23 protein-coding genes and 1 tRNA gene are annotated in these 25,961 nt (G+C 70.6%); 7 read left to right on the top strand and 17 right to left on the bottom strand.

All coding sequences use genetic code 11. From position 1 onward, the window contains the following. Positions 1–390: 390 nt before the first annotated feature. The 4 genes from F0344_RS14575 to F0344_RS14590 form a co-directional block, all read right to left on the bottom strand. On the bottom strand, positions 391–966 hold the full coding sequence (locus F0344_RS14575; RefSeq protein ID WP_374940090.1) for a hypothetical protein: 576 nt from the start codon (positions 964–966) through the stop codon (positions 391–393). Beyond that, the gene (locus tag F0344_RS14580) at positions 963–2,762 is read right to left on the bottom strand and encodes an alpha/beta hydrolase (RefSeq protein ID WP_185299196.1); all 1,800 of its coding nucleotides are present in this window, start codon (positions 2,760–2,762) and stop codon (positions 963–965) included. The genes F0344_RS14575 and F0344_RS14580 overlap by 4 nt, the downstream gene beginning before the upstream one ends. Continuing rightward, positions 2,759–3,223 (bottom strand): hypothetical protein, encoded by a 465-nt coding sequence (locus F0344_RS14585; RefSeq protein ID WP_258049944.1) that lies wholly within the window; start codon positions 3,221–3,223, stop codon positions 2,759–2,761. Before F0344_RS14585 ends, F0344_RS14580 begins: the two co-directional genes overlap by 4 nt. Positions 3,224–3,503: 280 nt before the next feature. Then, positions 3,504–4,373: an NmrA family NAD(P)-binding protein gene (locus F0344_RS14590; RefSeq protein WP_185299197.1), complete on the bottom strand. Its 870-nt coding sequence runs from the start codon at positions 4,371–4,373 to the stop codon at positions 3,504–3,506. A gap of 101 nt (positions 4,374–4,474) precedes the next feature. Between F0344_RS14590 and F0344_RS14595 the strand changes: the two genes are divergently transcribed. Then, on the top strand, positions 4,475–5,437 hold the full coding sequence (locus F0344_RS14595) for an AraC family transcriptional regulator (RefSeq protein ID WP_185299198.1): 963 nt from the start codon (positions 4,475–4,477) through the stop codon (positions 5,435–5,437). A gap of 62 nt (positions 5,438–5,499) precedes the next feature. On the opposite strand, the gene F0344_RS14600 is transcribed toward F0344_RS14595, so the two are convergent. Together F0344_RS14600 and F0344_RS14605 are read right to left on the bottom strand one after the other, a co-directional pair. Beyond that, complete coding sequence (locus F0344_RS14600) at positions 5,500–6,363, bottom strand: NAD(P)H-binding protein (RefSeq protein ID WP_185299199.1); 864 nt, start codon at positions 6,361–6,363, stop codon at positions 5,500–5,502. 147 nt (positions 6,364–6,510) lie between these two features. Then, positions 6,511–6,584, bottom strand: a tRNA-Met gene (locus tag F0344_RS14605). 381 nt (positions 6,585–6,965) lie between these two features. On the opposite strand from F0344_RS14605, the gene F0344_RS14610 reads away from it, so the two are divergent. The 3 genes from F0344_RS14610 (at position 6,966) to F0344_RS14620 (ending at position 10,792) form a co-directional block, all read left to right on the top strand. Next, positions 6,966–7,421, top strand: coding sequence for a subtilase-type protease inhibitor (locus F0344_RS14610; RefSeq protein ID WP_185299200.1), 456 nt, complete (start codon positions 6,966–6,968; stop codon positions 7,419–7,421). A gap of 280 nt (positions 7,422–7,701) precedes the next feature. Then, entirely contained in the window at positions 7,702–9,930 is a 2,229-nt protein-coding gene (locus tag F0344_RS14615; RefSeq protein WP_185299201.1) for an acetate--CoA ligase family protein, read from the top strand. A 31-nt stretch (positions 9,931–9,961) separates the two neighbouring features. Next, on the top strand, positions 9,962–10,792 hold the full coding sequence (locus F0344_RS14620; protein WP_185299202.1) for an enoyl-CoA hydratase/isomerase family protein: 831 nt from the start codon (positions 9,962–9,964) through the stop codon (positions 10,790–10,792). 8 nt (positions 10,793–10,800) lie between these two features. Here the strand turns inward: F0344_RS14620 and F0344_RS14625 are convergent, their stop codons facing one another. After that, positions 10,801–11,712: a hypothetical protein gene (locus tag F0344_RS14625; protein ID WP_185299203.1), complete on the bottom strand. Its 912-nt coding sequence runs from the start codon at positions 11,710–11,712 to the stop codon at positions 10,801–10,803. Between the two features lie 211 nt (positions 11,713–11,923). Between F0344_RS14625 and F0344_RS14630 the strand changes: the two genes are divergently transcribed. Further along, positions 11,924–12,535 carry a flavin reductase family protein gene (locus F0344_RS14630; RefSeq protein ID WP_185302691.1) on the top strand — a complete coding sequence of 204 codons (612 nt, stop codon included), beginning with the start codon at positions 11,924–11,926 and terminating at the stop codon, positions 12,533–12,535. A gap of 30 nt (positions 12,536–12,565) precedes the next feature. Here the strand turns inward: F0344_RS14630 and F0344_RS14635 are convergent, their stop codons facing one another. The 4 genes from F0344_RS14635 to F0344_RS14650 all read right to left on the bottom strand — a co-directional run bounded on the left by F0344_RS14635 (position 12,566) and on the right by F0344_RS14650 (position 16,771). Beyond that, complete coding sequence (locus F0344_RS14635; RefSeq protein ID WP_185299204.1) at positions 12,566–12,994, bottom strand: ribosomal maturation YjgA family protein; 429 nt, start codon at positions 12,992–12,994, stop codon at positions 12,566–12,568. A 473-nt stretch (positions 12,995–13,467) separates the two neighbouring features. Next, positions 13,468–14,517, bottom strand: a complete 1,050-nt coding sequence (locus F0344_RS14640; RefSeq protein ID WP_185299205.1) for a Zn-dependent alcohol dehydrogenase — start codon at positions 14,515–14,517, stop codon at positions 13,468–13,470. Continuing rightward, on the bottom strand, positions 14,514–15,659 hold the full coding sequence (locus F0344_RS14645) for an acyl-CoA dehydrogenase family protein (protein ID WP_185299206.1): 1,146 nt from the start codon (positions 15,657–15,659) through the stop codon (positions 14,514–14,516). Before F0344_RS14645 ends, F0344_RS14640 begins: the two co-directional genes overlap by 4 nt. 197 nt (positions 15,660–15,856) lie before the next feature. Next, positions 15,857–16,771 carry an SDR family oxidoreductase gene (locus F0344_RS14650; protein WP_185299207.1) on the bottom strand — a complete coding sequence of 305 codons (915 nt, stop codon included), beginning with the start codon at positions 16,769–16,771 and terminating at the stop codon, positions 15,857–15,859. Between the two features lie 84 nt (positions 16,772–16,855). On the opposite strand from F0344_RS14650, the gene F0344_RS14655 reads away from it, so the two are divergent. Then, positions 16,856–17,782: a cyclase family protein gene (locus tag F0344_RS14655; RefSeq protein WP_185299208.1), complete on the top strand. Its 927-nt coding sequence runs from the start codon at positions 16,856–16,858 to the stop codon at positions 17,780–17,782. On the opposite strand, the gene F0344_RS14660 is transcribed toward F0344_RS14655, so the two are convergent. The 4 genes from F0344_RS14660 to F0344_RS14675 form a co-directional block, all read right to left on the bottom strand. Further along, positions 17,701–18,249, bottom strand: coding sequence for an ATP-binding protein (locus tag F0344_RS14660; protein ID WP_258049945.1), 549 nt, complete (start codon positions 18,247–18,249; stop codon positions 17,701–17,703). The genes F0344_RS14655 and F0344_RS14660 overlap by 82 nt on opposite strands. A gap of 461 nt (positions 18,250–18,710) precedes the next feature. Further along, positions 18,711–19,670 (bottom strand): acyl-CoA dehydrogenase family protein, encoded by a 960-nt coding sequence (locus F0344_RS14665; RefSeq protein WP_185299209.1) that lies wholly within the window; start codon positions 19,668–19,670, stop codon positions 18,711–18,713. A 6-nt stretch (positions 19,671–19,676) separates the two neighbouring features. Beyond that, on the bottom strand, positions 19,677–20,834 hold the full coding sequence (locus F0344_RS14670; protein ID WP_185299210.1) for an acyl-CoA dehydrogenase: 1,158 nt from the start codon (positions 20,832–20,834) through the stop codon (positions 19,677–19,679). Next, positions 20,831–22,024 carry an amidohydrolase family protein gene (locus F0344_RS14675; RefSeq protein WP_185299211.1) on the bottom strand — a complete coding sequence of 398 codons (1,194 nt, stop codon included), beginning with the start codon at positions 22,022–22,024 and terminating at the stop codon, positions 20,831–20,833. Before F0344_RS14675 ends, F0344_RS14670 begins: the two co-directional genes overlap by 4 nt. A gap of 154 nt (positions 22,025–22,178) precedes the next feature. Here F0344_RS14675 and F0344_RS14680 point away from each other — a divergent pair, with 154 nt between their 5' ends. Then, positions 22,179–23,720 carry a class I adenylate-forming enzyme family protein gene (locus F0344_RS14680; protein ID WP_185299212.1) on the top strand — a complete coding sequence of 514 codons (1,542 nt, stop codon included), beginning with the start codon at positions 22,179–22,181 and terminating at the stop codon, positions 23,718–23,720. Positions 23,721–23,741: 21 nt separating this feature from the next. Here F0344_RS14680 and F0344_RS35750 read toward each other — a convergent pair whose 3' ends face one another. Together F0344_RS35750 and F0344_RS14685 are read right to left on the bottom strand one after the other, a co-directional pair. Beyond that, positions 23,742–23,867 carry a hypothetical protein gene (locus tag F0344_RS35750; RefSeq protein ID WP_258049946.1) on the bottom strand — a complete coding sequence of 42 codons (126 nt, stop codon included), beginning with the start codon at positions 23,865–23,867 and terminating at the stop codon, positions 23,742–23,744. A 1,096-nt stretch (positions 23,868–24,963) separates the two neighbouring features. Beyond that, positions 24,964–25,263: a hypothetical protein gene (locus tag F0344_RS14685; RefSeq protein WP_185299213.1), complete on the bottom strand. Its 300-nt coding sequence runs from the start codon at positions 25,261–25,263 to the stop codon at positions 24,964–24,966. Positions 25,264–25,961 lie beyond the last annotated feature (698 nt).

Below are 25,961 nucleotides of genomic sequence, written 5' to 3' on the forward strand. Positions count from 1 at the left end.
CGCGTGCCGGGTGGGGGCGGCTACTCAGATCCAGGTGAGTAGCTAAGCCGTCCGGCAGTCGAACGGGGAGCCAGCAGGCCAGCACGATGGCTTGCAGCACCGACCGATCGCCACACCCGCAGACGCTGGTGAGATCGAGGTGGTGCAGGCCGAGGTTGGCCCAGGCCGCCTGATCCGCGATGTGGAGCGAGGCTCCGGGAAACGGATCACCACCCGAGTGGAAGCGAACGTCACCCCCGGCGAAACCAAAGGCAGAAGCTACTCGTGAACAGCCCGAGGTGTCGCCCGTGTCCAGCCTTTCCCACCCAGGCTCCGATGCGAGACCTCACCGCCCAGCCAGCAGAGACGAGACGCGATTGACGACCCTGGTCGATGTCCTGCCAGCCATGGTCAGCCTGCGCTTGGAGCCGACGACGGAACCGGAGTGTCTGCCGACCAGAAGGCGGAGCGCACGTTGGGACGCGGGATCTCAACGCCCTCGTAGGCGGGGCCATTGGGCTTGACAGTCGGGGCCGCGACTTCGGAGTTCTTCACGCATGGGGTGTTGACCTCGAAGTACGCCTGCCCCTCTCCACGAATTACCAAGACAATCCCGAATCCGTCAGGCGAGGTGGCGAAGATACCAGGATGGGTCTTACCCTGTTTGACAGAAGTGATCTCGTAACCACTCTTCTTCCAGAATCGCTCTACCACGCCGAGGAAGTTGCCGCGCCGCTGCTCGGAAATCACTGTCATCACCACTCGCCGCCGAGTAACGTCACAGCTTCCGGCCGTTGTGTCTTCGTGGGCCCACTCGATCTTCGGCCTGATGGCACCGATCGTCGCATCCAACATGGCATCTGAATGCTCCGCAGCTTCTTGCATATTCATGGTCGCCGCGACTCCCTTCTTACCCATAATTTCACACCCAACAAGCAGTGCACTCGCCAGAACGAAAAGTGAGACCTGCATCATCGCTCGTTTCACCGATACTCCTCCCACTTCATGTCTCTGCGATCTCCTGCCACGATCTGGGCGATATTCTCTGCGGATACCGCATCTTTTTCCGGGGTGAAGTACTGCGAGTGAGCAGCGAACTTTCCCAGGTCGCGGATGGGCCGCGGCCCGTCATCGACTTCAAACCGCCTGGCACCGAATGCCTCGCTCGCCGGGTCCTTGCCGAAGTAGAGGTCGTCGTCTCCCTGGTCGGCGATGTCCCCAGCCACGTACGAGATCAGCGGTCCCCCAGCCATTGCCACGCTGCCCACCACGCTCTGTTGCTTCGAGGGAAGCTTTGTGACCGGGTCGTTGTCGGCCGCTCCGACGAACACGTGGTCCTTGCCGACGCCGAGGTCCTCGGCCTTGTCGACGCCGGTACCGGGACTGCCGAGCAGGATGATGTCATCCGCGCCGGGGATGCCACCGTCCTGCTGTGCCGCGGTGCCGACCGTGAGCGAGCCGTAGGAGTGGCCAATCGCGGTCAGGTGCGGGTCCTTGTTCTCGTTGGTGGCCTCAAGCCCGCCCATGAAACTGTTGTAGGCGAGGGCTCCCTTCTCCGCGTCACCCCTACCCATGACGTCCACGTCCTGCGGTGCGTCGTAGCCGAGCCAGACAATGGCCGCGCTGGACGAGTCGTATCCTCGCGCACCCTTCGCGGTGTCCAAGCCCCGCTCCAGGGTCTCATCGACGAAATCCTTGTCCAGCTTGGTCCCCAGCCCCGGCACATATGCCGAGACGTTCCGCGAGGTGTCCGGATTCCCGTACGCCACGATGGCGCGGCCGTTGCCCTCGTCCCCGATGCCCAGCAGATACATCGGCACCTTGGAGGGCTCACCCAGCTTGGTCTGGAGCCCCCGGAGCGCATCGATCTTGGTCTGGGCTTCGTCGCCGCCCTGCTTCTCCAACTCGCCGATGAGTACGGGCAAATGGTTCCGGTTCGCCTCGTCCCGCGCTACTGCCGGAACCCCATCCAGGTTGCCGACCAGGTCCGGGGCGACCTCCAGGTACTCCTGGCGCTGCTCCTCGCTCAGGCCGTCCCACCACTCCTTGCGATCTGCGGGTGACTTGTCCCACGGAATGCCGTGACCGAGGTATGTGCCGGCAGTGGCGCGCACTTCCGCCGTGTCCCGGAACACGTCGTCCATCGTTGCCTTGGTGACGTCAAGTCCCTTGGCTGCCTTGAGTTTACTCAGCGCCTTCGCATACCGGCCGTCGATCTCGGCGGCGGAGCGCACCGCCCGCGCAATCCTGTCCGCGATACCCTGCGCCTTCGCAGTGTTCGGATTGGGGGCGAGGCGTCCCCCGGGGAAGCCGGGCTGCTCGTTCAGTCCGGGCGCCTCCAGTGGGAGCCGCGCGCTGCCCTGGGCGGACCCGCCCGGCGCTTCCTTCTCTCCGAGCAGGGTCTTGCCGACGGCCGCCGGATAGCTCACAGAACCGTCCTCATGGACGGTGAACCTGAGGCTCTCGGCATCCTCCAGGGCCTCCAGGAGCTGCTTCCGCGGTGCGGCGAGTTCGGAGGCGAGACCGTTCAATGTCGTACGGATGAGGCCGGCCTCGGTGTGAACGTATTGAAAATTTCGGCTCAGCCGCTCCAGCCGCGTGACGGCCGCCTTCGCCGAGTCGCTCTCCTGAGTTTCGCGCAGTTGCGCCGTCATTGCTCTGTCGGTCTTCACCCGATCGGAATCGGCGCGGCCCGAGACCTCGCTCCAGCCGTCTCCCGCGTCCTCGAACTCCGATGGCTTCAGGTCCCGCAAAAGTTGCCAGGTCAGCGTGGTACCGGTCACCGGCGCTCACCCTTTTCCACCACGTTGAAGGAGCTCTTCACCGCAGCCTCGGTCTCGCCCATCTCCTTGGCGACCTTGAGCAGCGCCCCCTTCAGGTAGCCGCATTCTCCCCGTACTGCGACCAGTCGCTCCTCCCAGGATTCCTGGACCGCCTTCAGCGCTGTCACGGACGAAAGCCCTTTCGCCCCGGAAGCAACGCCCTCGTGCGCGGGACCGAGTCGGCCGCGGCTCTGCTCGGTGCTGGTACGCAGCGTGTCGGCAGCACCCGACGCGCTGGTCCACGGCCCGCCACTGTGCTGCAGACCTCCCTTGCCGCCCTCAGCCGCACGCCCCGACGAGTCTCCCGAACGATCAGGTGCAACCGAGGCCAGCGACATGCGCGTCGCCGATTCTCCGGATTCCACGGTGCTGGGCTTCCCCGCCTGATCGAACAATTCCTGCCACCGGTCCGAATACTGCACAGCCGTGCTCCCCCGCCGCTTCCCCAACGCATATCGTTTGCCGCCCGAGTGACGCTATCGCGCCGCCCCACGTGACATGCAAGCGCGAAGAGGAGGTATCTCCAGGCAAAGCTTCCAGGATGTAGCACCCGGAGCGTCCGCCACACAAGGGCGATCACCCTCAGGCTCAGCCTTTCTCCAACCTGATTATGTGTCATGTTTCATGTGCAAAGGCTGCTGCCGCGCGCCACGTGTGCTCAAGCAATGACGCCGTCCCGCACGTCACGCGCCCCGGATTCGCTTACGCCCAGGTCCCCGCCGCCGCGATACGTCGCGCCCACGGAGCCAGGTCTGCGGCTTCCCGGCCGAGTACCTGCTGGACTCCGTCGCCGAGGGCCGCCGAATGACCCGCCCGGTGCACGGCGAACATCCCGCCCAGGAGGTCCACCATGGCCTCCGGCCGTCCCTGGCCCAGGAGTTCGGCGCGGTACGCCTCCGGGGTCAGCTCCTCGTAGCGGATCGGGCGTCCCGCCGCCCGCGCGATCGTCTCCGTGGCCTCCGCGAACGTCAGCGCGCGGGGGCCCGTGAGCTCGTAGGTCCGGCCCTCGTGACCGTCGCCGGTGAGGACGGCCGCCGCGACCTCGGCCACGTCGTCGGCGTCGACGAACGGCTCGGGCATCGCACCGATGGGCAGGGCCAGGCGGCCCGCCCTCAGCGGCGCGTGCCACAGGTCCTCGTCGAAGTTCTGGAAGAAGTTGCTCGGCCGGATGATCGTCCACTCGGCGCCGGACGCCCGTACCGCCCCTTCGCCCGCCAGCATGCCCTGCCCGAAATCGTCCCCGGCCGCCTCGACGCCGTGTCCGGACAGCGCCACGAAGCGGCGTACGCCGGCGCGCACGGCCTGTGCGACGAACTCCCCGACGGGGGCCGGATCCTCGGGTGCCACCAGGTAGACGGCCAGGGCGCCGCTCAGCGCGGGCTCCCAGGTCGCCGGGAACGTCCAGTCGAACGTCACCTCGCCGGAGCGCGAAGCCGCCCGCACCCGGGCCGTACCGGTGTCGCGCAGGTGCCGGACGACCCGGCGGCCGGTCTTGCCCGTGGCTCCCAGGACGAGGATGTCGGAGGAGGTGGTTCGCGTGCTCTGCGGTGCCCTTGTCGCCTTCGTTGTCATGGGGCAAGTCCATCGCGCGGCGGGGCCCGGAACCATGGCCGTCCGTCCGCGGTGCATAGGAGATCGTCCGTAACGCCCGGGCGTCCGCCTATCGTTGCGTCATGGATGTGTTCGATGAGCTGTTGGGCGGCGTCCGGGGCAGAGGCGCGGTGTTCGGCCGTTCGGTGCTGTGGCCGCCGTGGGCGCTGCGGTTCACGGACGGGGCGTATCTGACCCTGTGCGTTCCGCTGCGGGGTGCCGGGTGGATCGTCCCGGAGGGTGGCGCGCCGCTGCGGGTGGAGCTCGGTGAGGCCGCGATCGTACGAGGGCCTGCGCCGTTCGTCTTCACCGACGACCCGGAGCCGGCGGCAGGTGCCGCGGTACGGGACGTGCGCTGGTCCGGGGGGACGGGCGGCGAGCGGGAGCCCCTGGGGGAGATCGACGGGCCCACCGTCCTGATGGCGGCCGCCTACGACGTACAGGCCGCGGTGCCGCAGCGGCTGCTGCGCGTCCTGCCACCGGCACTGGTCGTCGCGGACGAGCACGACTGCACGCCCATGCGGGACTACCTGGAGGCGCAGATCGCCGGGCCCGGTCCTGGTCGGCAGATCGTGCTCGACCGGCTGCTGGACTGGATGCTGGTGTGCACGCTGCGGGACTGGTTCGACCGTCCGGAGGCCGAACCGCCCAAGTGGTACCGGGCGCTCGGTGACGAGGTGGCGGGGCCCGCCCTGCGCGCGATGCACGAGGACCCGGCCCACCCGTGGACGACGGCGGAACTGGCCGACCGGGCGGGGGTGTCGCGCACGACCCTGGCCAAGCGGTTCACGGAACTCGTCGGGGAGGGGCCGGTGGCGTATCTGACGGAGTGGCGGATGACACTCGCCGCGGATCTGCTGGCCCGCCCCGAGTTGACCGTGGCGTCCGTGGCACGGCGCGTGGGCTACGCGGACGCCTTCGGCTTCAGCGCGGCCTTCAAGCGGCTCCGGGGTGAGAGCCCGAGCGCGTACCGGCGGCAGACGGCCACGACCACCGCGGCCGCCGCGACCCGGCTGCCCCGGGGCCGGGAGGCTCCGGCGGGCTGAGCCGTGGGAGGCGGGGGCTGTCTACGCTCCCGCCCCTGCCTCCCGCCCTGCCTCCGGCCCCGTCAGCGCTGCCAGGCCCCGCCCGCCGCCGCGTCCCGTACGAAGTCGGTGAAGTCGCGGGGCTCACGGCCCAGCGCACGCCGCACCCCGTCCGCGACCGCGGCCTCCCGGTGCGTCCGGATCGGCTTCAGCGCATCGGCCCAGAGCGCCGCCTCGGCCTCCGGTATCCCCTGCGCGACCAGGCCCGCCAGGAACTCCTGCTCGCCGACCGGCACATACGCGGACCGGATGCCGGTCGCCTTCTCGATCTCGGCGAGGGCTTCGCCGATGCCGAGCGCCCGGGGGCCGGACAGCTCGTACGTCCGGCCCGCGTGGCCGTCCTCGGTGAGGGCGGCGACCGCCACCGCCGCGATGTCGTCGGCGTCGACGAAGGCGGCGGCACCGTCCCCGGTGGCCAGGGCGAGTTCACCGGAGGTGACGCCGTCCAGGAAGACGCCCTCGTCGAAGTTCTGGGCGAACCAGCCGGGCCGCAGGATCGTCCAGTCCACGCCGGAGGCGCGTACGGCGGTCTCGCCCTCCATGTGCGGCCCGTTGCCGTCGTAGGAGGCCCCGAAGTATCCGGGCACGTCCACGCCTCGGGCGGAGAGCAGCACCAGCCGCCGCACCCCGCTCGCCACGGCCTCCTCCACCAGGGCGGGCGTCGGGGAGGGCGAGGCGTCCAGCGGGACGATGTAGGCGGCGCTCGCCCCGGCGAGGGCGGGCCGCCACGTGGACCGGTCCGCCCAGTCGAACGGGGTCTCCCCGGACCGCGAGGCCGCCCGCGTCTCCACCCCCTGCTCGCGGAGCCGGGCCACGACCCGGCGCCCCGTCTTGCCGGTGCCGCCGATCACTACTACGGATTCGTCTGCGCTTGCCATCTGTGTCATACCGAAACCCTGTCCCGGCGGGCCACCCGGCGGCCATGTCCCAGCATCCGGGATGGATGTCCGGACGTCCGGCGGTACGGGAACCGGCGCCTGCACGCCCTTGACAGAAGAGGCCCGGATCCACTGGATCCGGGCCTCTTCGTGCAGTAGCGGGGACAGGATTTGAACCTGCGACCTCTGGGTTATGAGCCCAGCGAGCTACCGAGCTGCTCCACCCCGCGTCGGTTGACATCACCCTACGTCAGCCGCGACGGCTCCAGGACCACGACCCTCGCACGGTGCGGGCCGCCGCACGGCCGGTGGCAACGCCTCACCGACCCGCTGTTCAGCGACAACTTCCGGCCGAAGCAGCCTGTTCGGTGAGCGAACCAGTCTGCAGTACACGCAGGTCAAACGGTAGTTCGCGGTTGTACCACCGCAAATTGCCCACATGGCGGACGCCCCCCGGAAGACGCCCGCACCCACCTCGAGCTGCCCAAACGACCATTCGGTTGATCCGGGACGAGAAGGCAGGGCCGGAAAGAACTGATCGACATGCACTCACTGTCCGCATGGGCAAGACTCCCGACCGTAATCGCCCCCCAAGCGAAGGAGTTCCACAGATGCGTTACACGCTCGGCAGAATTGCCACAGCCGCCATGGGAACCGTGCTTGCCGTGACCGGCGCGACGGCCACGGGCATCGCGCAGGCCCAGCCTGCTCGGCCTGCTCAGCCGACCAGCCTGTACGCCCCGTCGGTGCTCGTACTGACGATCAGCAGGGGCGATACGGCCGCCACGGCCACCGTCGAGCGAGCCGTGACCTTGAGCTGCACGCCCCGCCCCAGCGGCACTCACCCCTCACCCACGGCCGCGTGTACGGAACTGCGCTCCGTCGAGGGCGAGTTCAACCAGCTGACGACGTCGTCGCCGCAGCGGAACTGTACGCGCCAGTGGGACCCCGTCGTGATCACCGCCAGCGGCGCCTGGCAGGGGCGGAACGTCTCCTGGTCCACCAGCTTCGGCAACCCGTGCGAGATGCAGGGAAGCCTGGCCGAGGGTGCGGTCTTCACCTTCTGATCGAGCCCTGAGCGGATCCGCCTGACCGTCGCGCAGCTGTCGGTGCACCGACAGCTGCGCGACGGTCAGCTGTCCCGGACTGCGGCGACAGCCTTGGCGCGCGAGGCCGCCTGGGCGCGAGCGGCCGGCGCGCGACGCACCACCACCTCAGCCTTTGCCTGCACAGGCATTCCTGACGGGCCGTCAGTTCAGTAACCTGACAAGGCGTCAGCTACGGAACGTGGGGCTCGGACACCTCCGTGGCTCCCGTCGGACACATCGAGCAGGAGTGGGCGGAACGATGCTTGGATCGACTCACGGCACTCTCACCACACACTTCCGCGCCAGGGTGGATGCCTGCGGCGAGGAGCCGCATGCCGCCGTCCACAGCATGGCGACAGCCACGGCGGAGGGCGGTCTCGACGTCAGCGGACGCCCGCTGCACGCGCCCGTCCCCGATCTGGACCGGTTCTTCCGGCCCGAGTCCGTCGCCGTCGTCGGCGCGTCCGACACCGAGGGGCGGCCCAACACCGGCATCACCCGGCAGCTCATCGCCTGGGCGGAACGGGTCGGGGCACGGCTGCATCCGGTCCATCCCGCACGGGAGTCCGTCTTCGGCCTCACCTGCTCCCCGACCGTCGCCGATGTGCCCGAGCAGGTCGATCTGGCCGTACTGCTCGTCGCCGACCCGCTGCCCCTGATCGAGGAACTGGCCACCTCCAAGGTGAAGTTCGCCGTCGCCTTCGCCTCCGGCTTCGCCGAGACCGGCGCGGAGGGCACGGCCGCCCAGGAACGGCTGTCGGCCGCGGTCGAGCGGTCGGGGCTGCGGCTGCTGGGGCCGAACACCAACCTCAACGCCTTCGAGTCCTTCCGGGAGGACCTGGAAGGCCCCGCCATCGCGCTGATCACCCAGTCCGGGCACCAGGGCCGCCCCGTGCACACCCTTCAGGAGCTGGGCATCCGCCTCTCCCACTGGGCCCCCACCGGCAACGAGGCCGATCTGGAGACAGCCGACTTCATCTCGTACTTCGCCGGACTCCCGGAGGTCGGGGCCATCGCCTGCTACGTCGAAGGGCTCAAGGACGGCCGCTCCTTCCTGCTCGCCGCCGACCGGGCGGCGCGGGCCGGTGTGCCGGTCGTGGCGGTCAAGGTGGGGCGTACGGAGACGGGGGCCAGGACGGCCGCCTCACACACCGGCAAACTCACCGGCACCGACGAGGTCGTGGACGCGGCGATGCGGCAGTTCGGGGTGATCCGGGTGGACGGGCTCGACGAACTCCAGGACACCGCCGCCCTGCTCGCCCGGGCCCGCCCGCCGCGCGCCGACGGTGTCGTCGTGTACTCGATCTCCGGCGGCACGGGGGCGCACTTCTCCGACCTGGCGACCGGCGCCGGGCTCACCCTGCCCACCCTGTCCGTGGCGAAGCAGCGCGAACTGCACGAGTGGATACCGGACTACCTGAACGTGGCGAACCCGGTCGACAACGGCGGGCACCCCGTCGGCGACTGGCGCGGCCGGAAGATCATCGACGCGCTCCTCGCCGACCCGGCCGTCGGCGTCCTGATCTGCCCGATCACCGGCCCGTTCCCCCCGATGAGCGACCGGCTAGCCCAGGACCTGGCGGACGCGGCGGAGGCCACGGACAAGCTGATCTGCGTGGTGTGGGGTTCGCCCGTCGGTACGGAGGAGGCGTACCGCACGACCCTCCTCGGCTCGTCCCGGGTCGCCACCTTCCGCACCTTCCGCAACTGCATCGGGGCCGTGAAGGCGTACCTGGACCACCACCGCTTCACCGCGTCCTACCGTTCGCCCTTCGACGACGCTCCGCGCACGCCTTCGCCCTCGTTCCGCAAGGCGCAGGCCCTGTTGCGCCCCGGCCACCAGCTGAGCGAGCACGCGGCGAAGCAGCTTCTCCGGGCGTACGGCATCCGCGTGCCGCGCGAACAGCTGGTGACCAGCGCGGCGGCGTCGGTCCGGGCGGCGGCGCTCGTCGGATACCCGGTCGTCATGAAGGCGTCCGGCACCCGGCTCGCGCACAAGAGCGAACTCGGTCTCGTCAAGGTCGGGCTCACCTCCGCGAGCCAGGTCCGCGACGCCTATCGCGAACTCACCGACATCGCCCGCTTCGAATCCGTCGACCTGGACGGAATCCTGGTGTGCCAGATGGTCGAGAGGGGCGTCGAGATGATGGTCGGCGTCACCCAGGACGCCCTGTTCGGTCCGACCGTCACGGTCGGGCTCGGCGGGGTGCTCGTGGAGGTCCTGCGCGACACGGCGGTCCGGGTTCCGCCCTTCGGTGAGGACCAGGCGCGCACGATGCTCGACGAACTCCGCGGCCGGGCCATCCTGGACGGCGTACGCGGCGGCCCGCCGCTCGACGTCGACGCGCTCGTCGAAGTGGTCCTGCGGGTCCAGCGGATGGCCCTGGAACTGGGCGACGACCTCGTGGAACTGGACATCAACCCCCTGGTCGTCCTCGGGCGCGGCCAGGGCGCGGTGGCCCTGGACGCACTCGCCCTCTGCCGCTGAACCCACACCCGCCCCCTGAAGGAGCTCCCCCATGCCGTCCTCCCCCGACGATTCCCACCCGTCCGATCCCCTGGACGTATTGGTACTCCACCGCACTGACAACGGGGTCTCGTGGATCACCCTGAACCGTCCCGAGGCGATGAACGCCGTCACCTGGGAACAGCGCGAACGCGTGATCTCACTGCTCGCCGACGCCTCCGCCGACCCGTCGGTGCGGGCCGTCGTCCTCACCGCGACCGGCCGGGGCTTCTGCGCGGGTGCGGACCTGCGCTCCGGACCGGCGACCGGCGGGGAACGGGTCGCCGGTGACGTCGCCCGTACGATCCGGCTCGGCGCGCAACGACTGGTCGCGGCGGTCCTGGACTGCGAGAAGCCCGTGATCGCCGCCGTGAACGGGACGGCGGCCGGCCTGGGCGCGCACCTGGCGTTCGCCTGCGATCTGGTGCTGGCCGCCGAATCGGCGACGTTCATCGAGGTCTTCGTACGCCGCGGCCTCGTCCCGGACGGCGGCGGCGCCTATCTGCTCCCCCGCCTGATCGGCCCGCACCGCGCGAAGGAACTCCTCTTCCTCGGCGACACGCTCCCGGCACGGGACGCGGAACGCCTGGGCCTGGTCAACCGGGTCCTCCCGGACGCCGAACTGACCTCGGTGGCCCACGACTGGGCCCGACGCCTGGCCGGAGGCCCCACCCGCGCGCTGGCCCTCACCAAGCACCTGGTGAACGCCGCCCAGGACACCGACCGGGCGACGGCGTTCGCCGCGGAGGCGATGGCCCAGGAACTCAACATGACGACGCACGACGCGCAGGAGGGCGTACGCAGCTTCGTGGAACGCCGCCCACCGAAGTACCTCGGCCGCTGAGGACCGGATCAGGCCCGCTTGACCAGGGCCCTGACGTCTCCCGTGTCCGGGTCGCCGAACAGCGCGTACAGCTCCGGCCGTTCCGTCGTGCCGCCGAGCGTCCAGGCACCCAGCTCACAGCCCGAGTCGAACGTGACCGAGCCCCGCACGTCCCCGGAGACCGGTGTGTACGTCCAGGTGCCCTCGCCGTCACAGCGCAGCTCGGTACCGCCCGCGGGCTCGTACGGTACGGCGGCAAGCAAAGCGCGCCCGTCCGCACCGAGCCGCATCTCGGCCTGGCCCTCCACGCTTTCCCAGACCCCCGCCACCTGGCGCGCGGAGAGGTCCGGGACCTCGCGCGTGCCGTCTGTCCACCCGTTCTGGAGGGCGACGACGCAGCCGGTGACCGTGACCACCAGGAGTACGAGCCCCGCGGCCAGGGCGCATAGCCACACCCCGCCGAGACCGATCGGCCGGCCCTGCCCCTCGCGCCGCACGCGGTAGGCCACACCGAGCAGCGGCAGCACCCCGCTCACCGCGATCGCCGCCCAGGCGGTCACGTACGAGGCGCCCATCAGGCTCGCCGGGACCGCGTACAGCGCCCCGAGCACCACCAGGAAGGCCCCCAGCAGCAGCCACTCCGGGGCCGCGGGCAGCCGTCGGGCCGCAGCGGTCGCTCCCAGGGCGGCCGGCATGGAGACGGCGACGGTGTGCAGGGCGCCGAGGACCGCTGCCACGGGCGGGCCCAGCACCAGGACGAACAGCATGCCGAGCGACGATCCGGTCGGCCTGTCGTACGCGTCGGCCCCGGTCATCCCGACCGTGACGGCACCGGCCAGCACGACGCCCAGCTGAAGGGCGGCGACGAGTGTGGTGATGGTGCCGTCCGCGACCCCGGTACGCGATCCGGGGGGCGCGTGCGCTGTTCGCACCTGTGTCATGCGCGTCTCCTTCGCCGGTTTGTCGCGCTCATGGTCGTGTGACGACCCTAGGTCCTGTCTGGAGTTCCCCCGCGGCGTCGCGGCGTCCGGCACCGCCGCCTCCGGCGCTGGAACTCCAGACAGGACCTAGACGCCCGCGATTCCGCACGACCGGCACCTTCCCAACTGACGGTCCGTCAGTTTCAATGGGGGCGTGATGGGACACGCAGGCATGGCCGCAACCGCCGTCCGCTACCTCCGCTCCGTCGGCGCCGCCACGGTCGCGGGACCGGCGCTGCCCGTCGAACCGCTGCCCCGGCCCGAACTCAGATCCGTCCGCGCCGACGAGCGCCCGCCCGTCGAAGCAGCCGAATTCCGGCGCGTACTCGGGCACTTCGCGAGCGGTGTCACCGTCGTCACCGCACTCGGCCCCGACGACCCGGACGGCCCGGCGGGCTTCGCCTGCCAGTCGTTCGCCTCGCTCTCCCTCGACCCGCCGCTGGTCACGTTCATGGTGGCCCGTACGTCGACGACCTGGCCGCGTATCGCCCGTGCCGGGGCCTTCTGCGTCAACATCCTCGGCGCGGACCAGGGCGCCCTGTGCCGGGGGTTCGCGGTGAGCGGGGCCGACAAGTTCGCCGGGGTCGGGTACCGGGCGGCGCCCGCGACCGGATCGCCGCTCCTGGACTCCGTGCCCGCCTGGGTCGACTGCCGCATCCAGGCCGTCCACACCGGCGGCGACCACCTCATCGTCGTGGGGCGGGTCGAGGCGCTCGGCACAGCGGACGCGACCGCCGGTCCGCTGCTGTTCCACCAGGGGAGGTTCGGCGGATTCAGGAGCTGACCGGCACCTCGGGCGTCTCGCGCCGCCGGATCACGAGGTTTCAACCCCGTACGTGTCGCGCCCCTCGCTCAACCGGGCCGGACGACGGGCAGCCGCCCCCGCGTGCACGCACCCCGCGGCGACCGCCCCCACCCCGTACCAGAACAGGTCCGGGGCGTTGAAGGTCGAGCCGAGCACCAGCCGGGCGACCACGCTCCGGGCCGACAACTCCGCCGGTACATCCGTCAGCTGCGCGAACTCCACGGCCCAGCTGAAGCCCAGCGCCGCACCGACCGCCACCAGCGGCCCGACCCGGGGCGCGATCAGCACCACGAGCGCGTGGATCAGGACCGTGTAGAGCGCGTCCCCGGCGTACTTCGCCACGTCTCCGCCCGCCACTGCCCGTACACCGAGCCCTGCGGTGACGGTCAGCACCGCCGCACCGGCCGCCGACAGCCTCGTACGCCCCACCCCGGCCATGTCTCTCCCGCCTTCGACCCGATCCGATCCAGCCGTCCGATCGGCCGCGAACATCAGGAGCGCTGGATTCTCCGTCACAGCGGTGACAGATATCAGCTCTTGATCTATACCATTTGGTGAACAAGGGAGTCAGCCGTGCCGCACCGGATCGGCGTCCTCGCCCTCGACGGGCTTCTCCCGTTCGAACTGGGCATCCTCCGAGGGATATTCGGCCGCACCCTGTCCGGGGGATCTGAACCGGCGGATACGTCCTCGCCGCCGCCGGATTGCCCCGGCCCAGAACCCGGTCCCCGCCCGGAGCCCCGGCCGCCCTAGGTCCTGTCTGGAGTTCCAGCGCGGGAGAAGGAGCGGCGTCCGGTGCCGTCGAATCCAAGGCGGAGGAGGGAGCGATGGCGGAGCCCTCGCGACTGACGACAACGCCGGAGGCGGCGGTGCCGGACGCCGCGACGCCGCGGGGGAACTCCAGACAGGACCTAGAACACCAGCACTCCTCGCGCCACCCGCCCGTGGTGCGCGTCGTCCGCCGCCTTGGCGAAGTCCTCCACCGGATACGTCTCGGTCACCAGCTCGTCCAGCAGCAGCCGGCCCTCGCGGTACAGGTCCGCGTACAGCGCGATGTCACGCTGCGGGCGCGAGGAGCCGTAACGGCAGCCCAGGATCGACTTGTCGAGATACATGGACGAGACGAGGAAGGACGCCTCCGCCGTCGCCGCCGGGACCCCCAGCAGGATCGCCTGCCCGTGCCGGTCGAGGAGGTCGACCGCCTGCCGGATCAGTTCGGTACGGCCCACGCACTCGAAGGCGTGGTCGACGCCGGCCGGCAGGATGTCGCGTACGCCGTCCGCAGAGGTCAGGAAGTGTGTCGCGCCGAACTGCCGGGCGACCGTCTCCTTCGCCGGGTTGGCGTCGACGGCGACGATCGTGAGCGCTCCCGCGATCCGGGCACCCTGGATGACGTTGAGACCGATCCCGCCGGTACCGATCACGAGGACCGTCTCGCCGTGGCCGACCTTCGCCCGGTTGAGCACGGCTCCGACACCCGTCAGCACCCCGCAGCCGATCAGCGCCGCGGAGGTCAGCGGCAGGCTGTCCGGGATCTTGACGGCCTGGACGGCGCGGACGAGCGTACGTTCCGCGAAGGCGGAGTTGGAGGCGAACTGGAAGAGCTGCCTGCCGCCCCTGGAGAACGGCCGGCCCGGCATCCCGATCGCCTTCCGGCACATCGTGGGCCTTCCCCGGTCGCACTGCGCGCACGCCCCGCAGCTGGCGAGGGTCGACAGGGCCACATGGTCACCGGGCTTCACATGGGTGACGCCCGCACCGACCGCCTCGACGATCCCCGCGCCCTCGTGCCCCAGGACCACCGGCACCGGGAACGGAATCGTTCCGTCGATCACCGACAGGTCGCTGTGGCACAGCCCGGCGGCGGCGACGGCCACCAGCACCTCTCCGGGCGCGGGATCGCGTATCTCCAGATCGTCGACGACCTCGGTCCGTGTGCCGTCGAAGACGACGCCTCTCATCCGGTCTCCCTCGGTAGGCCGAGCACCCGCTCGGCGATGATGTTCCGCTGGATCTCGTCCGAGCCGCCGTAGATGGTGTCGGACCTGCTGAACAGGAACAGGCGCTGTACGTCGTCGAGTTCGTACGGGGACTCCGGCGTCCAGGCCCGCGGCCCGACGGCACCGGCCGCCCCCCGGACCTCGACCGCCAGCTCACCGAGCCGCTGGTGCCAGCCGCCCCAGAGCAGCTTGGCCACGCTGGGGGCGCCGGGGCCGCCCGTACCGCCGAGGGTGCGCAGGGCGTTCCACCGCATGGTCTTCAGCTCGGCCCACTGGGTGACGAGACGGGCGCGCAGGACGGGATCGGTGACGGCGCCGCCGTCGACGGCGGCCCGGACGACCCGGTCGAGTTCGGCGGCGAAGCCGATCTGCTGGACGAGGGTGGAGACGCCGCGCTCCAGGGCGAGGAGGCCCAGGGCGACGGTCCAGCCGTTGCCCTCGCCGCCCACGGCCTCCACGGCGGCCGCCCCGTCGAAGAAGACCTCGTTGAACTCACTGGTCCCCGACATCTGGCGGATCGGCCGCACGTCGACGCGGCCCGGCTGGTCCATGTCCACGAGGAGGAACGACAGCCCGTGGTGGCGGGCGGAACGGGGGTCCGTACGCGCGAGGACGAAGCACCAGTCGGCGTCGGCTGCGAGCGAGGTCCAGATCTTCTGACCGGTGACGGTGTACCCGCCACGCCGGGTGTCCCGTACGGCGGCCGTACGGACCGCGGCCAGGTCGGAGCCGGCGCCCGGTTCGCTGTACCCCTGGCACCAGAGCGCCTCGCCGCGGGCGACGGGGGGCAGGTAGCGGTTCCGCTGCTCCTCGGTGCCGTACGCGATCAGTGTGGGGGCGAGCAGGTTCTCGCCGATGTGACCGACGCGGGCGGGGGCCGCGGCGCGGGCGTACTCCTCGGCCCAGACGACCTGCTGGGCGGGGCTCGCGTGCCGGTTGCCGTAGCCGGGCCCTCCGGTGTCCTCCCACCCGAGCCCGATCCAGCCGTCCTGTCCGAGCTCGCGCTCCCAGTCCCGGCCGGTGCGCTCCCCCGTACGAGCGCCCAGCCAGGCGCGGGCCTGCGCCCGGAACGCGTCGTCCTCGGGCCCGAAGCGGAAGTCCACGGTGCGGCTCCTGTTCGTCGTCGTGCGGGTCCTTTCGAAGGCTCCGCCCCGGAACCCCCGCTCCTCAACCGCCGGAGAGGCCTGAGGTGACTCCCCGAGCCAAGCCCGGCCCCCGGCCCGGCCGGCGGCCGTCCTTTGAGCCCGGCCGGCGCTTGAGGGCAGGGGCCGGGACCACGGGCCAGGGCCGCGCCCCGGGGTCACCCGTTCGGCCGCGCTCCCGCCGCCGCGGCCGCCGCCATCTCCCCCAACCGCTCCAGCATCGGCATCGGATCCACCCCCACCGTCCCCGGCAGGAAGTCCGCGATGCGCTCCGGCGTCCACGCCCCCTCCGCGTACGCCGCCCGCAACTCCCTCGGCTGGGCCCACACCGCGATCTTGGGGCCGGCCACCGTGTACACCTGCCCGGTGATCCCCTCCGCGCGCGCCCGTTCGCTCAGCAGGTAGACGACCAGGGCCGCCACGTCCTCCGGCTCCCCGATCTCCTTGAGCTCCATGGGGACGTTCGCGGACATCCGGGTCCGCGCGACCGGCGCGACGGCGTTCGCCGTGACCCCGTACCTGTGCAGGCCGAGCGCCGCGCTCCGTACCAGCGAGATGACCCCGCCCTTCGCCGCGCTGTAGTTGGCCTGGGCCACGCTCCCCTGGTGGTTGCCGCTGGTGAAGCCGATCAGAGTGCCGCCGCCCTCCTGCTTCCGCATCACCGCCGACGCCGCGCGGAACACCGTGAACGTGCCCTTGAGGTGCGTGGCGACCACCGGGTCCCACTCCTCCTCCGACATGTTGAACAGCATCCGTTCCCGCAGGATCCCGGCCACGCACACGACCCCGTCGATGCGCCCGTACCGCGCGAGGGCGGTGTCCACGATCCGCCGGCCGCCCGCCATGGTGGAGATGTCGTCGGCGACCGCCACCGCTTCCCCGCCGGCGGCCTCGATCTCCTCGACGACGGACCCGGCGATCTCGCTCGTCGGTTCGCCGCCCTCGACGGAGACCCCGTAGTCGTTGACGACGACCCTCGCCCCATCGGCGGCGGCCGCGAGGGCTACCGCCCTCCCGATGCCCCGGCCCGCCCCCGTGACGGCGACCACTTTCCCTGCCAAGAAGTTCCCCATGCCCGGCCCCTTCCCGCGGTTTCTGACGGACCGTTAGATTTTACGGGTAGTCGGATGCTCCGGCACAAGCCCCAGGAGGCCGTCATGTCCTTGCCCCCCGAGTTCCACGCCCTCGCGAAGCGGGTGAACAACTGGGGCCGCTGGGGCGCCGACGACGAGATCGGCACCCTCAACCTGATCACCGCCGCAGTCGTACGGGAGGCCGCGGCCACCGTCCGGACGGGCCGCCGGATACCGCTCGCGCTCCCGCTCCAGCAGGACGGCGTGCAGAGCGGACTCATCCCGGGGCGGGTCAACCCGCTCCACACGATGGTTCAGATCAACCAGGAGATCTTCGGCCCGGGAACCGTCGCCATCAGCGACGACGCCGTGACCATGGGCCTCCAGGCGGCCACCCACTGGGACGCCCTCACCCACGCCTCGCACGGCGGAAGGATCTACAACGGGCGCCCCGCCGGCACCGTCACCGCGCACGGCGGCGCACAGTTCAGCTCGATCGCCACCGCACCGCCGCTCGTCTCACGCGGGGTCCTGCTGGACGTTGCCCGCACCCACGGCGTCGAGCGGCTGCCGGGCGACCACGCCGTGACGCCCGAGGATTTGGACGCGGCGGAGGAGTTCGCGGGCGTCCGGGTCGGACCCGGAGACATCGTGCTCGTACGGACGGGGCAGATCCAGGTGTATCTGGCGGGTGACAAGAACGCGTACGCCTATCCGTCACCTGGCCTCTCGGTACGCACACCCGAGTGGTTCCACGCGCGGGACGTCGCCGCGGTGGCCGACGACACCCTGACCTTCGAGATCTTCCCGCCGGAGATCGAGGACCTGTGGATGCCGGTGCACGCCCTCGACCTCGTCGAGATGGGCATGCTCCAGGGTCAGAACTGGAATCTCGAAACCCTGTCCACAGCGTGTGCGCAGGACAAGCGTTACGCGTTCCTGCTCTGTGCGATGCCCGAGCCTTTCGCCGGCGCCACCGGTGCTCCCGTCGCCCCGGTCGCCGTCCTGTGAACGCCGAACGGCGCTGCCTGGACCACCACGGGTCCCGCCGAGACCACCGTGGCCGGGGTCGGCAGCGGGATGCCGCCGTCGACCTCGCACCAGATCTGCTTCCCGGCGCCTTCGGGCTGCCAGCCCCAGCGGTCCGCGAGGCCGTCCACCAGCTCCAGGCCGCGCCCGTTGGTGTCCTCGCCCTCAGCGTGCCGGGGCCGCGGCGGACAGCCGCTGGCGTCGGCAACCTCGACGCGGACCGTCCCGACCGCCCCGGCCGAGCCGAACAGCATCCGCAGCACGGCCGGACAGCCGGTGTGGACGACCGCGTTGGTGACCAGCTCCGAGATCAGCAGAATGAGCGTCTCCGCGAGCGGCTCGTCATCTCCTATTCCGGACCCGACCAGCCTCGACCGCGCCCATCTGCGAGCCCGTCCCACTTCCGCGGGATCCGGCCCGACCTCCAGCTGAACCTGAAGCACCTGCACCGCTCACACCATCCGAACCGGCGGACACATCGCCTCGCGTCTCCTCAGGGTCACGGAACGTGATTCCCCTGGGAGACAGCATGGTTGACGTACAGTCACCGCAACAAGCGCTTCGGGCATATTCCAGCGCGAAGGAGTACGCGTGCTGCATACTGTGCGACGCACATTGCGGAGAGTCGAACAAGAGCGCACCGGCACCGGGGGAATCGCTTCCCGGCCAGGTCCGGCGCAGCTCCTCGTACCGCGAGCAGGGCACCGCACCCGAACCGGAGTCGCCGCACAGGCAACCCCCGGATCCTCCGGTTCCAGAACCACTCGCATCCAACGGAGCGTACCTGAGCTCGGCGCCGACTCCGGCCGGTGACGAATCACGCAAAGGACACAACCCGGTATCGACGCCGACCGACTGCACTGCGTGACAGCCCACCCCAAAGCCCGGCCGTGATCCACCTCTGGGCGCTTCAGCCCCGCTCCGCCCCCTCCCCGGCCCCCAGATCGCTCGCCAGAGCCTCTTCCGCTTCGGCCGCCGTCAGCCACCTTCCGGAACGAAGCCACGCCCGCTTCAGATGCAGATGGACGTCTGCCTCCCAGGTGAAGCCCATACCGCCGTGCACCTGGAGACAGTCCCGGGCGTTGGCCACGGCGGCCTCGTCGGCCAGCAGTTTGGCGCCCGCCGTCTCGGCCGGGTCCCCGGTCACGGCCGCCGCGTACACGGCCGCGCGGGCCAGTTCCGTACGGACCAGCATCTGGGCGCAAAGATGTTTGACCGCCTGGAAGGAGCCGATCGCCACTCCGAACTGTTCGCGCCCACGGGCGTGTTGTACCGCCGCCTCCAGGGTCCGGGCCGCACTGCCGAGCTGTTCGGCGGCGGTGAGCAGTGCGCCTTCGTACCGCAGAGTCCCCCCGCTCATCGCGGGCAGCGGCTCCGCACCCACCACGGGCCGGACGGGGCGCAGCAGCGCCGTGAGCGGGTCGACGGACCGCACGGCAACCGCCCCCCGCGCGGAGTCCGGCGCGGCCAGGGACACCACCTCACCCAGCACCAGCAGGGCATCCGCGTCCCCGAGGTCCTGGACCGGACCGCCCCGGTCCAGCACGGTGACCACGGCCCGCCCCTCCGCGGCCCCCTTCACCACCCCCGCGGCCAGGTGCGTGGCGACCAGCGGCCCCGGCAGCAGCACCCGCCCCGCCTCCTCGAACAGCAGCACGGATTCCGGCAGCCCGAGCCCTACTCCGCCCTCGGCCTCCGGCAGCCGCAGCGCGAAGAATCCGGCCGCCCCCAGCTCCGCCCACAGCCCCCGGTCGACACCTCCCCCGCTCTCCACCGCGGCCCGCATCCGCTCCCTGCCGAACCGCCCCGCCAGCAGCTCCCGCATCCCCGCGCGCAGGGCCCGCTGGTCCTCCGAAAGCGAGAAGTCCACAGTCGCTCAGCGCCCCTTAGGCAGGCCGAGCAGCCGCTCGGCGACGATGTTCCGCTGAATCTGCGAGGTCCCCGCGGCGATGGTGTACGACAGCGAGGACAGCCGGTCCAGCACCCATTCGCGGTCGAGATCGCAGGCGTCCGCACCCAGCACCTCGGCCGCCGCCTCGTACAGCTCCTGACGTGCCTGCGAGTAGCGCAGCTTGAACACGGAGCCGCCGGCGCCCGGCACACCGCCACTGCGCTCCGCCTCGCTGACGTTCCACTGGGTGAGCCGCCACAGCGCCCGGAACTCGGCGTTCAGCCGGCCGAGCCTCCGGCGCAGTACGGCGTCGTCCCACCGCCCCGTCGCCCGGGCCTCACCGGCCAGGGCCGCCAGCGTGCGCCGACAGGCGACGACCTCTCCGACGAAGGCCGTCCCCCGCTCGAAGGACAGCGTCACCATCGTCACGCGCCAGCCGTCGTTCTCCTGCCCCACCCGGTTGGCGACCGGCACCCGGACCTCGTCGAGGAACATCTCCGCGAACTCCGTCGATCCGGCGAGCGTCCGCAGAGGCCGCACGGTCACGCCCGGCGCGTCCATGGGCATCGCGAGCCAGCTGATCCCCCGGTGCTTCGGCGCCCGCGGGTCCGTGCGCACCAGCAGCTCGCACCAGTCTGCGACCTCCGCGTGCGAGGTCCAGATCTTCTGGCCGCTGACCACGTAGTGACTGCCGTCGCGCACCGCGCGGGTCCGCAGTGCCGCCAGGTCCGAACCCGCCTCCGGTTCGGAGAAGCCCTGGCACCAGATCTCCTCGCCCCGCAGCACCGGTGGCAGCCAGCGGGCCCGCTGCTCCGCTGTCCCCTCCGCCGCCACGGTCGGCCCGGCGTGCAGCAGACCGACGAAGTTGGCCCCGACATAGGGGGCCCCGGCCTTCTCCGTCTCCTCCAGGAAGATCAGCTGCCGGGTCGGCGTCGCCCCCTGTCCCCCCGCGTCGACGGGCCAGTGCAGTCCCGCGTACCCGGCGTCGTACAGCATCCGCTGCCAGGCCGCGTCGTACGCCCGCCGCCCCGGCCAGTCGTCCGGCGACGGCTTGGGGGGCAGCCCGGGGAGCACCCCGGCGAGCCACTCCCGCAACCGCGCCCGGAACTCGTCCTCCTCCTCGCTGTACGACAGATCGGTCACCGGTCGAGGTCCAGACCCAGCATCCGGATGGCGTTTCCGCGCATCAGTTTGTAGACGGTCTCGTCGTCCAGTCCCTTGACGTGGTCGAGCGCGACCTCCTTGGTGTGGGGGAAGGTCGAGTCGACGTGCGGGTAGTCCGTCTCGAAGGTGGCGTTGTCGCGCCCCACCACATCCAGGGACGCCACCCCGTGCTTGTCGCGGAAGAAGCAGCAGAACATCTGCCGGTAGTAGTAGGAGGACGGCGGCTCGGGAATCAGATCGCGTACCCCGCCCCACGCCCGGTGCTCCTCCCACACGTCGTCGGCGCGTTCGAGCGCGTACGGGATCCACCCCATCTGGCCCTCGCTGTACGCCAGTTTCAGCGTCGGGAACTTCACCAGCACCCCGCTGAACAGGAAGTCCATCATCGAGGCCATCGCGTTGTTGAAGGAGAGCGCCGCCTGCACCGCCGGAGGGGCGTCGGGGGAGGCGGCGGGCATCTGGGAGCTGGACCCGATGTGCATGTTCACGACCGTGCCGGTCTCCTGGCAGACCGCGAAGAACGGGTCCCAGTAGCCGGTGTGGATCGACGGCAGTCCCAGATGTGTGGGGATCTCCGAGAAGGTCACCGCCCGCACCCCGCGGGCTGCGTTGCGCCGGATCTCCGCCACAGCGAGCCCGATGTCCCAGAGCGGGATGATGCAGAGCGGAATCAGCCGCCCGCCGCTGTCACCGCACCACTCCTCCACCATCCAGTCGTTGTAGGCGCGGACGCAGGCGAGCGCCACCTCCTTGTCGTGCGCCTCGGCGAACGTCTGGCCGCAGAAGCGCGGGAAGGTCGGGAAGCAGAGGCTGGCCTCGACATGGTTGAGGTCCATGTCCTTGAGCCGCTCCGCCGGGTCCCAGCACCCCCGCCGCATCTCCGCCCGCGTGATGCCTTCCAGCGTCATGTCGTCACGGTCGAAACCGACCGCAGCGATGTTGCGCTTGTACGGGAACTTCAGGTCCTCGTAGATCCACCAGTCGGTGGGCGGTCCTTCCGGGTCCATCGTGATGACGTACCTGCCACCCGTGTACGCCAGCTCACCGATGCCCGCGGTGAGCGGCTGCGGACCGCGTTCGCGGTATCTGGCGGGCAGCCAGGTCGAGAAGAGGTGCGGCGGCTCGATCACATGGTCGTCGACGCTGACGATCCGAGGCAGTTCCGTCATGGTGTCCCCTTCTTCGGCGCACTCCGCGCGTATCTGATGACCCGTCAGATTCAGTGACGGCCCTCAGGCTAGCCCCGCACCCCTGGACCGACAAGCCGCGGAGTCCTACGCTCTCCGCACTATCTGACTAATCGTCAGCTACGAGGGGACCGACGTGACCGACACCGCACACGCCCTGGGCGCCTCCCGCACCTTCTGGGAACTGATCGAGCGCAGGGCCGCCCTCACCCCGGACCGCCCGGTGCTCCTCCAGGGCGACCGCACCCTGACCTTCGGCGAGCTCCGGGACCGCTGCGAACGCGTCGCGGCAGGCCTGTACGGACTCGGCGTACGCCCCGGCAGTGTCGTCGCCTGGCAGCTGCCCACCCGTATCGAGACCGTGCTGCTCTCCTTCGCGCTCACCCGCGTCGGAGCCGTGCAGAGCCCGGTGATCCCCTTCTACCGGGACCGCGAGGTGGGCTTCGCGCTCCGCGAGTCGAAGGCCGGGTTCTTCGCCGTCCCAGGCACCTGGCGCGCCTTCGACCACACGGAAATGGCGCACCGCCTCTCAGCGCGACTCCCCCACCCACCACCCCACGTCTTCGAGGCATACGCAGCACTCCCCGACGGCGACCCGGCCGTACTGCCCCCACCCCCCACCGACGGCACGGCGCCCCGCTGGATCTACTGGACCTCGGGCACGACCTCCGACCCCAAGGGCGTCCTGCACACCGACCGCAGCCTCATCGCGGGCGGCTCCTGCCTGGCCCACGCACTGCGCCCCACACCGGACGACATCGGCTCGATCGCGTTCCCGTTCGCCCACATCGGGGGCCCCGACTACGCGGTGATGCTGCTGCTCCACGGTTTCCCCGCCGTGCTCTTCGAGCAGTTCGCCCTGCCCGGCGCACTCGCCGACTACCGGCGCCACGGGGTGACGGTGGCCGGTGGCTCCACGGCGTTCTACTCGATGTTCCTGACCGAACAGCGCAAGGACCCCGCCCATCCCCTGGTCCCCACCCTGCGCCTGCTCGCGGGCGGCGGGGCACCGAAACCGCCCGAGCTCTACCACGAGGTCGTACGGGAGATGGGCGTCCAGCTGACTCACGGCTACGGCATGACCGAGGTCCCCATGATCACCATGGGCTCGCCGGACGACACGGCGGAGAACCTCGCCACGACGGAGGGCCGCCCGCCCGCCGGTATGGAGGTACGGATCACCGACGAGGAGGGCAAACCTCTCCCCCACGGCACGGACGGCGAGATACGGCTGCGCGGCGAGGCCGTCTGCCAGGGCTATCTGAACGCGGCGACACCGGCCTTCGACCCCGACGGCTTCCTGATCACGGGCGACATCGGCCACGTACAGGACACCGGACACCTCACCCTCACCGGCAGGATCAAGGACATCATCATCCGCAAGGGCGAGAACATCTCCGCCAAGGAGATAGAGGACCTCCTGCACACCCACCCCGACGTGGCCGACGCCGCGGTGATCGGCCTGCCGGACCCGGACCGCGGCGAACGGGTCTGCGCGGTGATCGAACAGCCCCCCGGAGCCGCACCGCTGACCCTGGCGGAGATCGCCGGCTTCCTCCGCGCCGAGGGCCTGTCCACGCACAAGCTGCCGGAACAACTGGAAGTACTGGAGGCGCTGCCCCGTAACGAGGCGCTGCGCAAGGTGCTGAAGTACAAGCTGCGGGAGCGGTTCGCCTGAGCAGCCCGCCCCGGGCCGCCCTCAGCGTTCGCGCCGTGCCGCGGCCAGCCGGTCCGCCCGGGTCCGCTGGAGCCAGATCAGGTTCTCCAGGACCGGGCTCCGCTGAGGCTCGGGGGCGCCGTCCTGGTCGGGCGGGGGCGTGGTCACGTTTCCTCCCGGTGACAGAGGCAGGCACAGCACAGCCGCTCGATCACGCGCCCGCCGACGGTGACGGTGTGCGGTCCGGGGCAGTACCGGTGCCCGTCTGCCCACGCGGCGGCCGCGGCCGTCCGGCACTCCGGAGACCGGTACGCGGCCCGCGGCCGTTCCGCCGGCCGCTCGCCCATTGCGATCACCGGGCCACCCGCCGAGCGCAGTCCCGTACGTCCGGGCACTCCCGGGGGAACCACGAGTACGCGGCCCCGGTCGCAGGCTTCACACGCTGCTCACCGAGGTCCGTAGCCGGGCCGATCCCAAGGGGCGTCCTGCACCAGACGCAACACCAACCGCGTTGCTGCTGCTCCGACAGCTCACTGACTGGCGGTAAATCCCTCACGGTCATTCAGGTCCCCGGCTCCTCGCTGATTAGGTGAAACCAGCGTGTCAGCCAGGAAAGAGCGCAGCGCTCACAGTTTCGTGAGCATCAGCAGGCCAGGGTGTGAGTGCCCCTACAGACCGACCCACGCAGCCAGGTGCCCGAGGCACTCCGGAGTCCGGCGAGAGATGTGCACAAGGCCGGCCCTCCAGGTCGTACAGCACGAACCCGAGCCGGTAGTCCATCCGCCCGGCGAGGTCCCGGGCCACGGTCAACGTCGTCTCGCCCGCATGCCTGTGCAGACCGGCATCGACCAGCCACACCACCGCACGCAGCCACGCCGAGGGCCGCGCATGCCGGGCGGTGGTCGAGTCAACCTCCTGCGAGGCGCGAGGAACGGGGGCCCGCGCCGGATCCGGGCATGACGAAGAAGCGCGGCGCGAAGCCGCGCCGATGGTGCGACGCATCAAGAGTCCGTTACGGGAAGGGCGGCCGAACCGGGCCGCGGCGAACTAGCCGGAGAACGATCAGGGGAGAGCCGCTACGGACGGCAGGGCGGCAGGGCGGGACAGAGCTCGCCCAAGGGCGCGGGAGTGGTCACCGCGCAGTTCACGGTCGTACGATTCACGACGAATCCTTCTCTTCACATGGGTGGGTTCAGTTCGGCGGGGTATCGGCCCGCTGGTATTCGCGGCCGGGGCGGCTCCTACACCGCTCCGGCCGTACCGATCATTCAGCCGACGAGTCGTCGGCCTTCCCCGTCGCGCGCTTCTTCGGCGGCGGATTCTTCTGCGTCCTGGGGTTCGTCACACCAGTCATGATCTGGCCGACCCGTGCCACGCTGAGCTGGAACTCGGCAGCGATCTGCCGGTACGTCATCCCTTGCTCGTTCAGTTCCTCGAACGCCGTCCTGCGCATGGCCCGTACTCGCGCGTGCTGCTCTGGCCACTTGTCCAGCAACTCGGACAGGTCGCCGGCCCGTTGTTTCGGGTCGGCGACTTCGCCCAGAGCGTCGATCGCATCGGTCACGCGTTGGACCTCCTCACTCGACACGGCGGCTCCCCTTCTCGGAGTGCCTCACCATCACCGCCTGTCTAGAGTACTCTGAACATGGCGATCGGGGGAAAGCATCTCCGCTTTATCGGAACAACAGAACGGCCCCTGCCGGAGCTCGCACCTCCACATGGCCGGGGCCGGCCAGCACCAGCTATCGCCCGGAGGCCGACCGCCCACCATCTTTCCACCCACCGGTCGCACCGTGCGGGCGACCGTCAAGTTCACCGAGGACTCGTGTTACGTACGTATCGGACGTATCGCCAATCGGGCAGGGGTGCTCCGCCTTGCCGCCCAGACAGGGTGTTCCGCTGTTTGCAGCATGACACTGGCGCCTCGGTGTGGCTGAAGCTCACGCCGGAGCACTTGATCGCCCGCGAAGAGGCCGAAGCCCTGCGAGCCCGGGCATGAACGGCCCGCTCGCCCCGACGGCACTCGGCCGGGCCCGGACAGCGGCCCTGGAACTCGCCGCCAGTGGACCCGTGGGACTCGTGCACGGGATCTACATCCGGCCAACGCGCAGCCGGGTCCGGGCTCCCGCCTGGTGGCATCGATCCAAGGCCGACCTGGGGCGACCCGGACTTCGACACCGTGGACCGGGCGCTTGAGGGAGTTGAGGATCCGGCCGTGCTGGAGCAGAGGATCGACGAACTGGCGGCGCTGGTTCCTGGCCT

Origin of the sequence: Streptomyces finlayi, from assembly GCF_014216315.1 — a bacterium.
GTDB lineage: Bacteria > Actinomycetota > Actinomycetes > Streptomycetales > Streptomycetaceae > Streptomyces > Streptomyces finlayi_A.

What these genes read in the sequence shown, in the direction of transcription:
- F0344_RS14590 (WP_185299197.1), bottom strand. Translation starts at nt 4,373, where the DNA reads ATGACAACGAAGGCGACAAGGGCACCGCAGAGCACGCGAACCACCTCC.
- F0344_RS14595 (WP_185299198.1), top strand. Translation starts at nt 4,475, where the DNA reads ATGGATGTGTTCGATGAGCTGTTGGGCGGCGTCCGGGGCAGAGGCGCG.
- F0344_RS14600 (WP_185299199.1), bottom strand. Translation starts at nt 6,363, where the DNA reads ATGACACAGATGGCAAGCGCAGACGAATCCGTAGTAGTGATCGGCGGC.
- F0344_RS14610 (WP_185299200.1), top strand. Translation starts at nt 6,966, where the DNA reads ATGCGTTACACGCTCGGCAGAATTGCCACAGCCGCCATGGGAACCGTG.
- F0344_RS14615 (WP_185299201.1), top strand. Translation starts at nt 7,702, where the DNA reads ATGCTTGGATCGACTCACGGCACTCTCACCACACACTTCCGCGCCAGG.
- F0344_RS14620 (WP_185299202.1), top strand. Translation starts at nt 9,962, where the DNA reads ATGCCGTCCTCCCCCGACGATTCCCACCCGTCCGATCCCCTGGACGTA.
- F0344_RS14625 (WP_185299203.1), bottom strand. Translation starts at nt 11,712, where the DNA reads ATGACACAGGTGCGAACAGCGCACGCGCCCCCCGGATCGCGTACCGGG.
- F0344_RS14630 (WP_185302691.1), top strand. Translation starts at nt 11,924, where the DNA reads ATGGCCGCAACCGCCGTCCGCTACCTCCGCTCCGTCGGCGCCGCCACG.
- F0344_RS14635 (WP_185299204.1), bottom strand. Translation starts at nt 12,994, where the DNA reads ATGGCCGGGGTGGGGCGTACGAGGCTGTCGGCGGCCGGTGCGGCGGTG.
- F0344_RS14640 (WP_185299205.1), bottom strand. Translation starts at nt 14,517, where the DNA reads ATGAGAGGCGTCGTCTTCGACGGCACACGGACCGAGGTCGTCGACGAT.
- F0344_RS14650 (WP_185299207.1), bottom strand. Translation starts at nt 16,771, where the DNA reads ATGGGGAACTTCTTGGCAGGGAAAGTGGTCGCCGTCACGGGGGCGGGC.
- F0344_RS14655 (WP_185299208.1), top strand. Translation starts at nt 16,856, where the DNA reads ATGTCCTTGCCCCCCGAGTTCCACGCCCTCGCGAAGCGGGTGAACAAC.
- F0344_RS14675 (WP_185299211.1), bottom strand. Translation starts at nt 22,024, where the DNA reads ATGACGGAACTGCCTCGGATCGTCAGCGTCGACGACCATGTGATCGAG.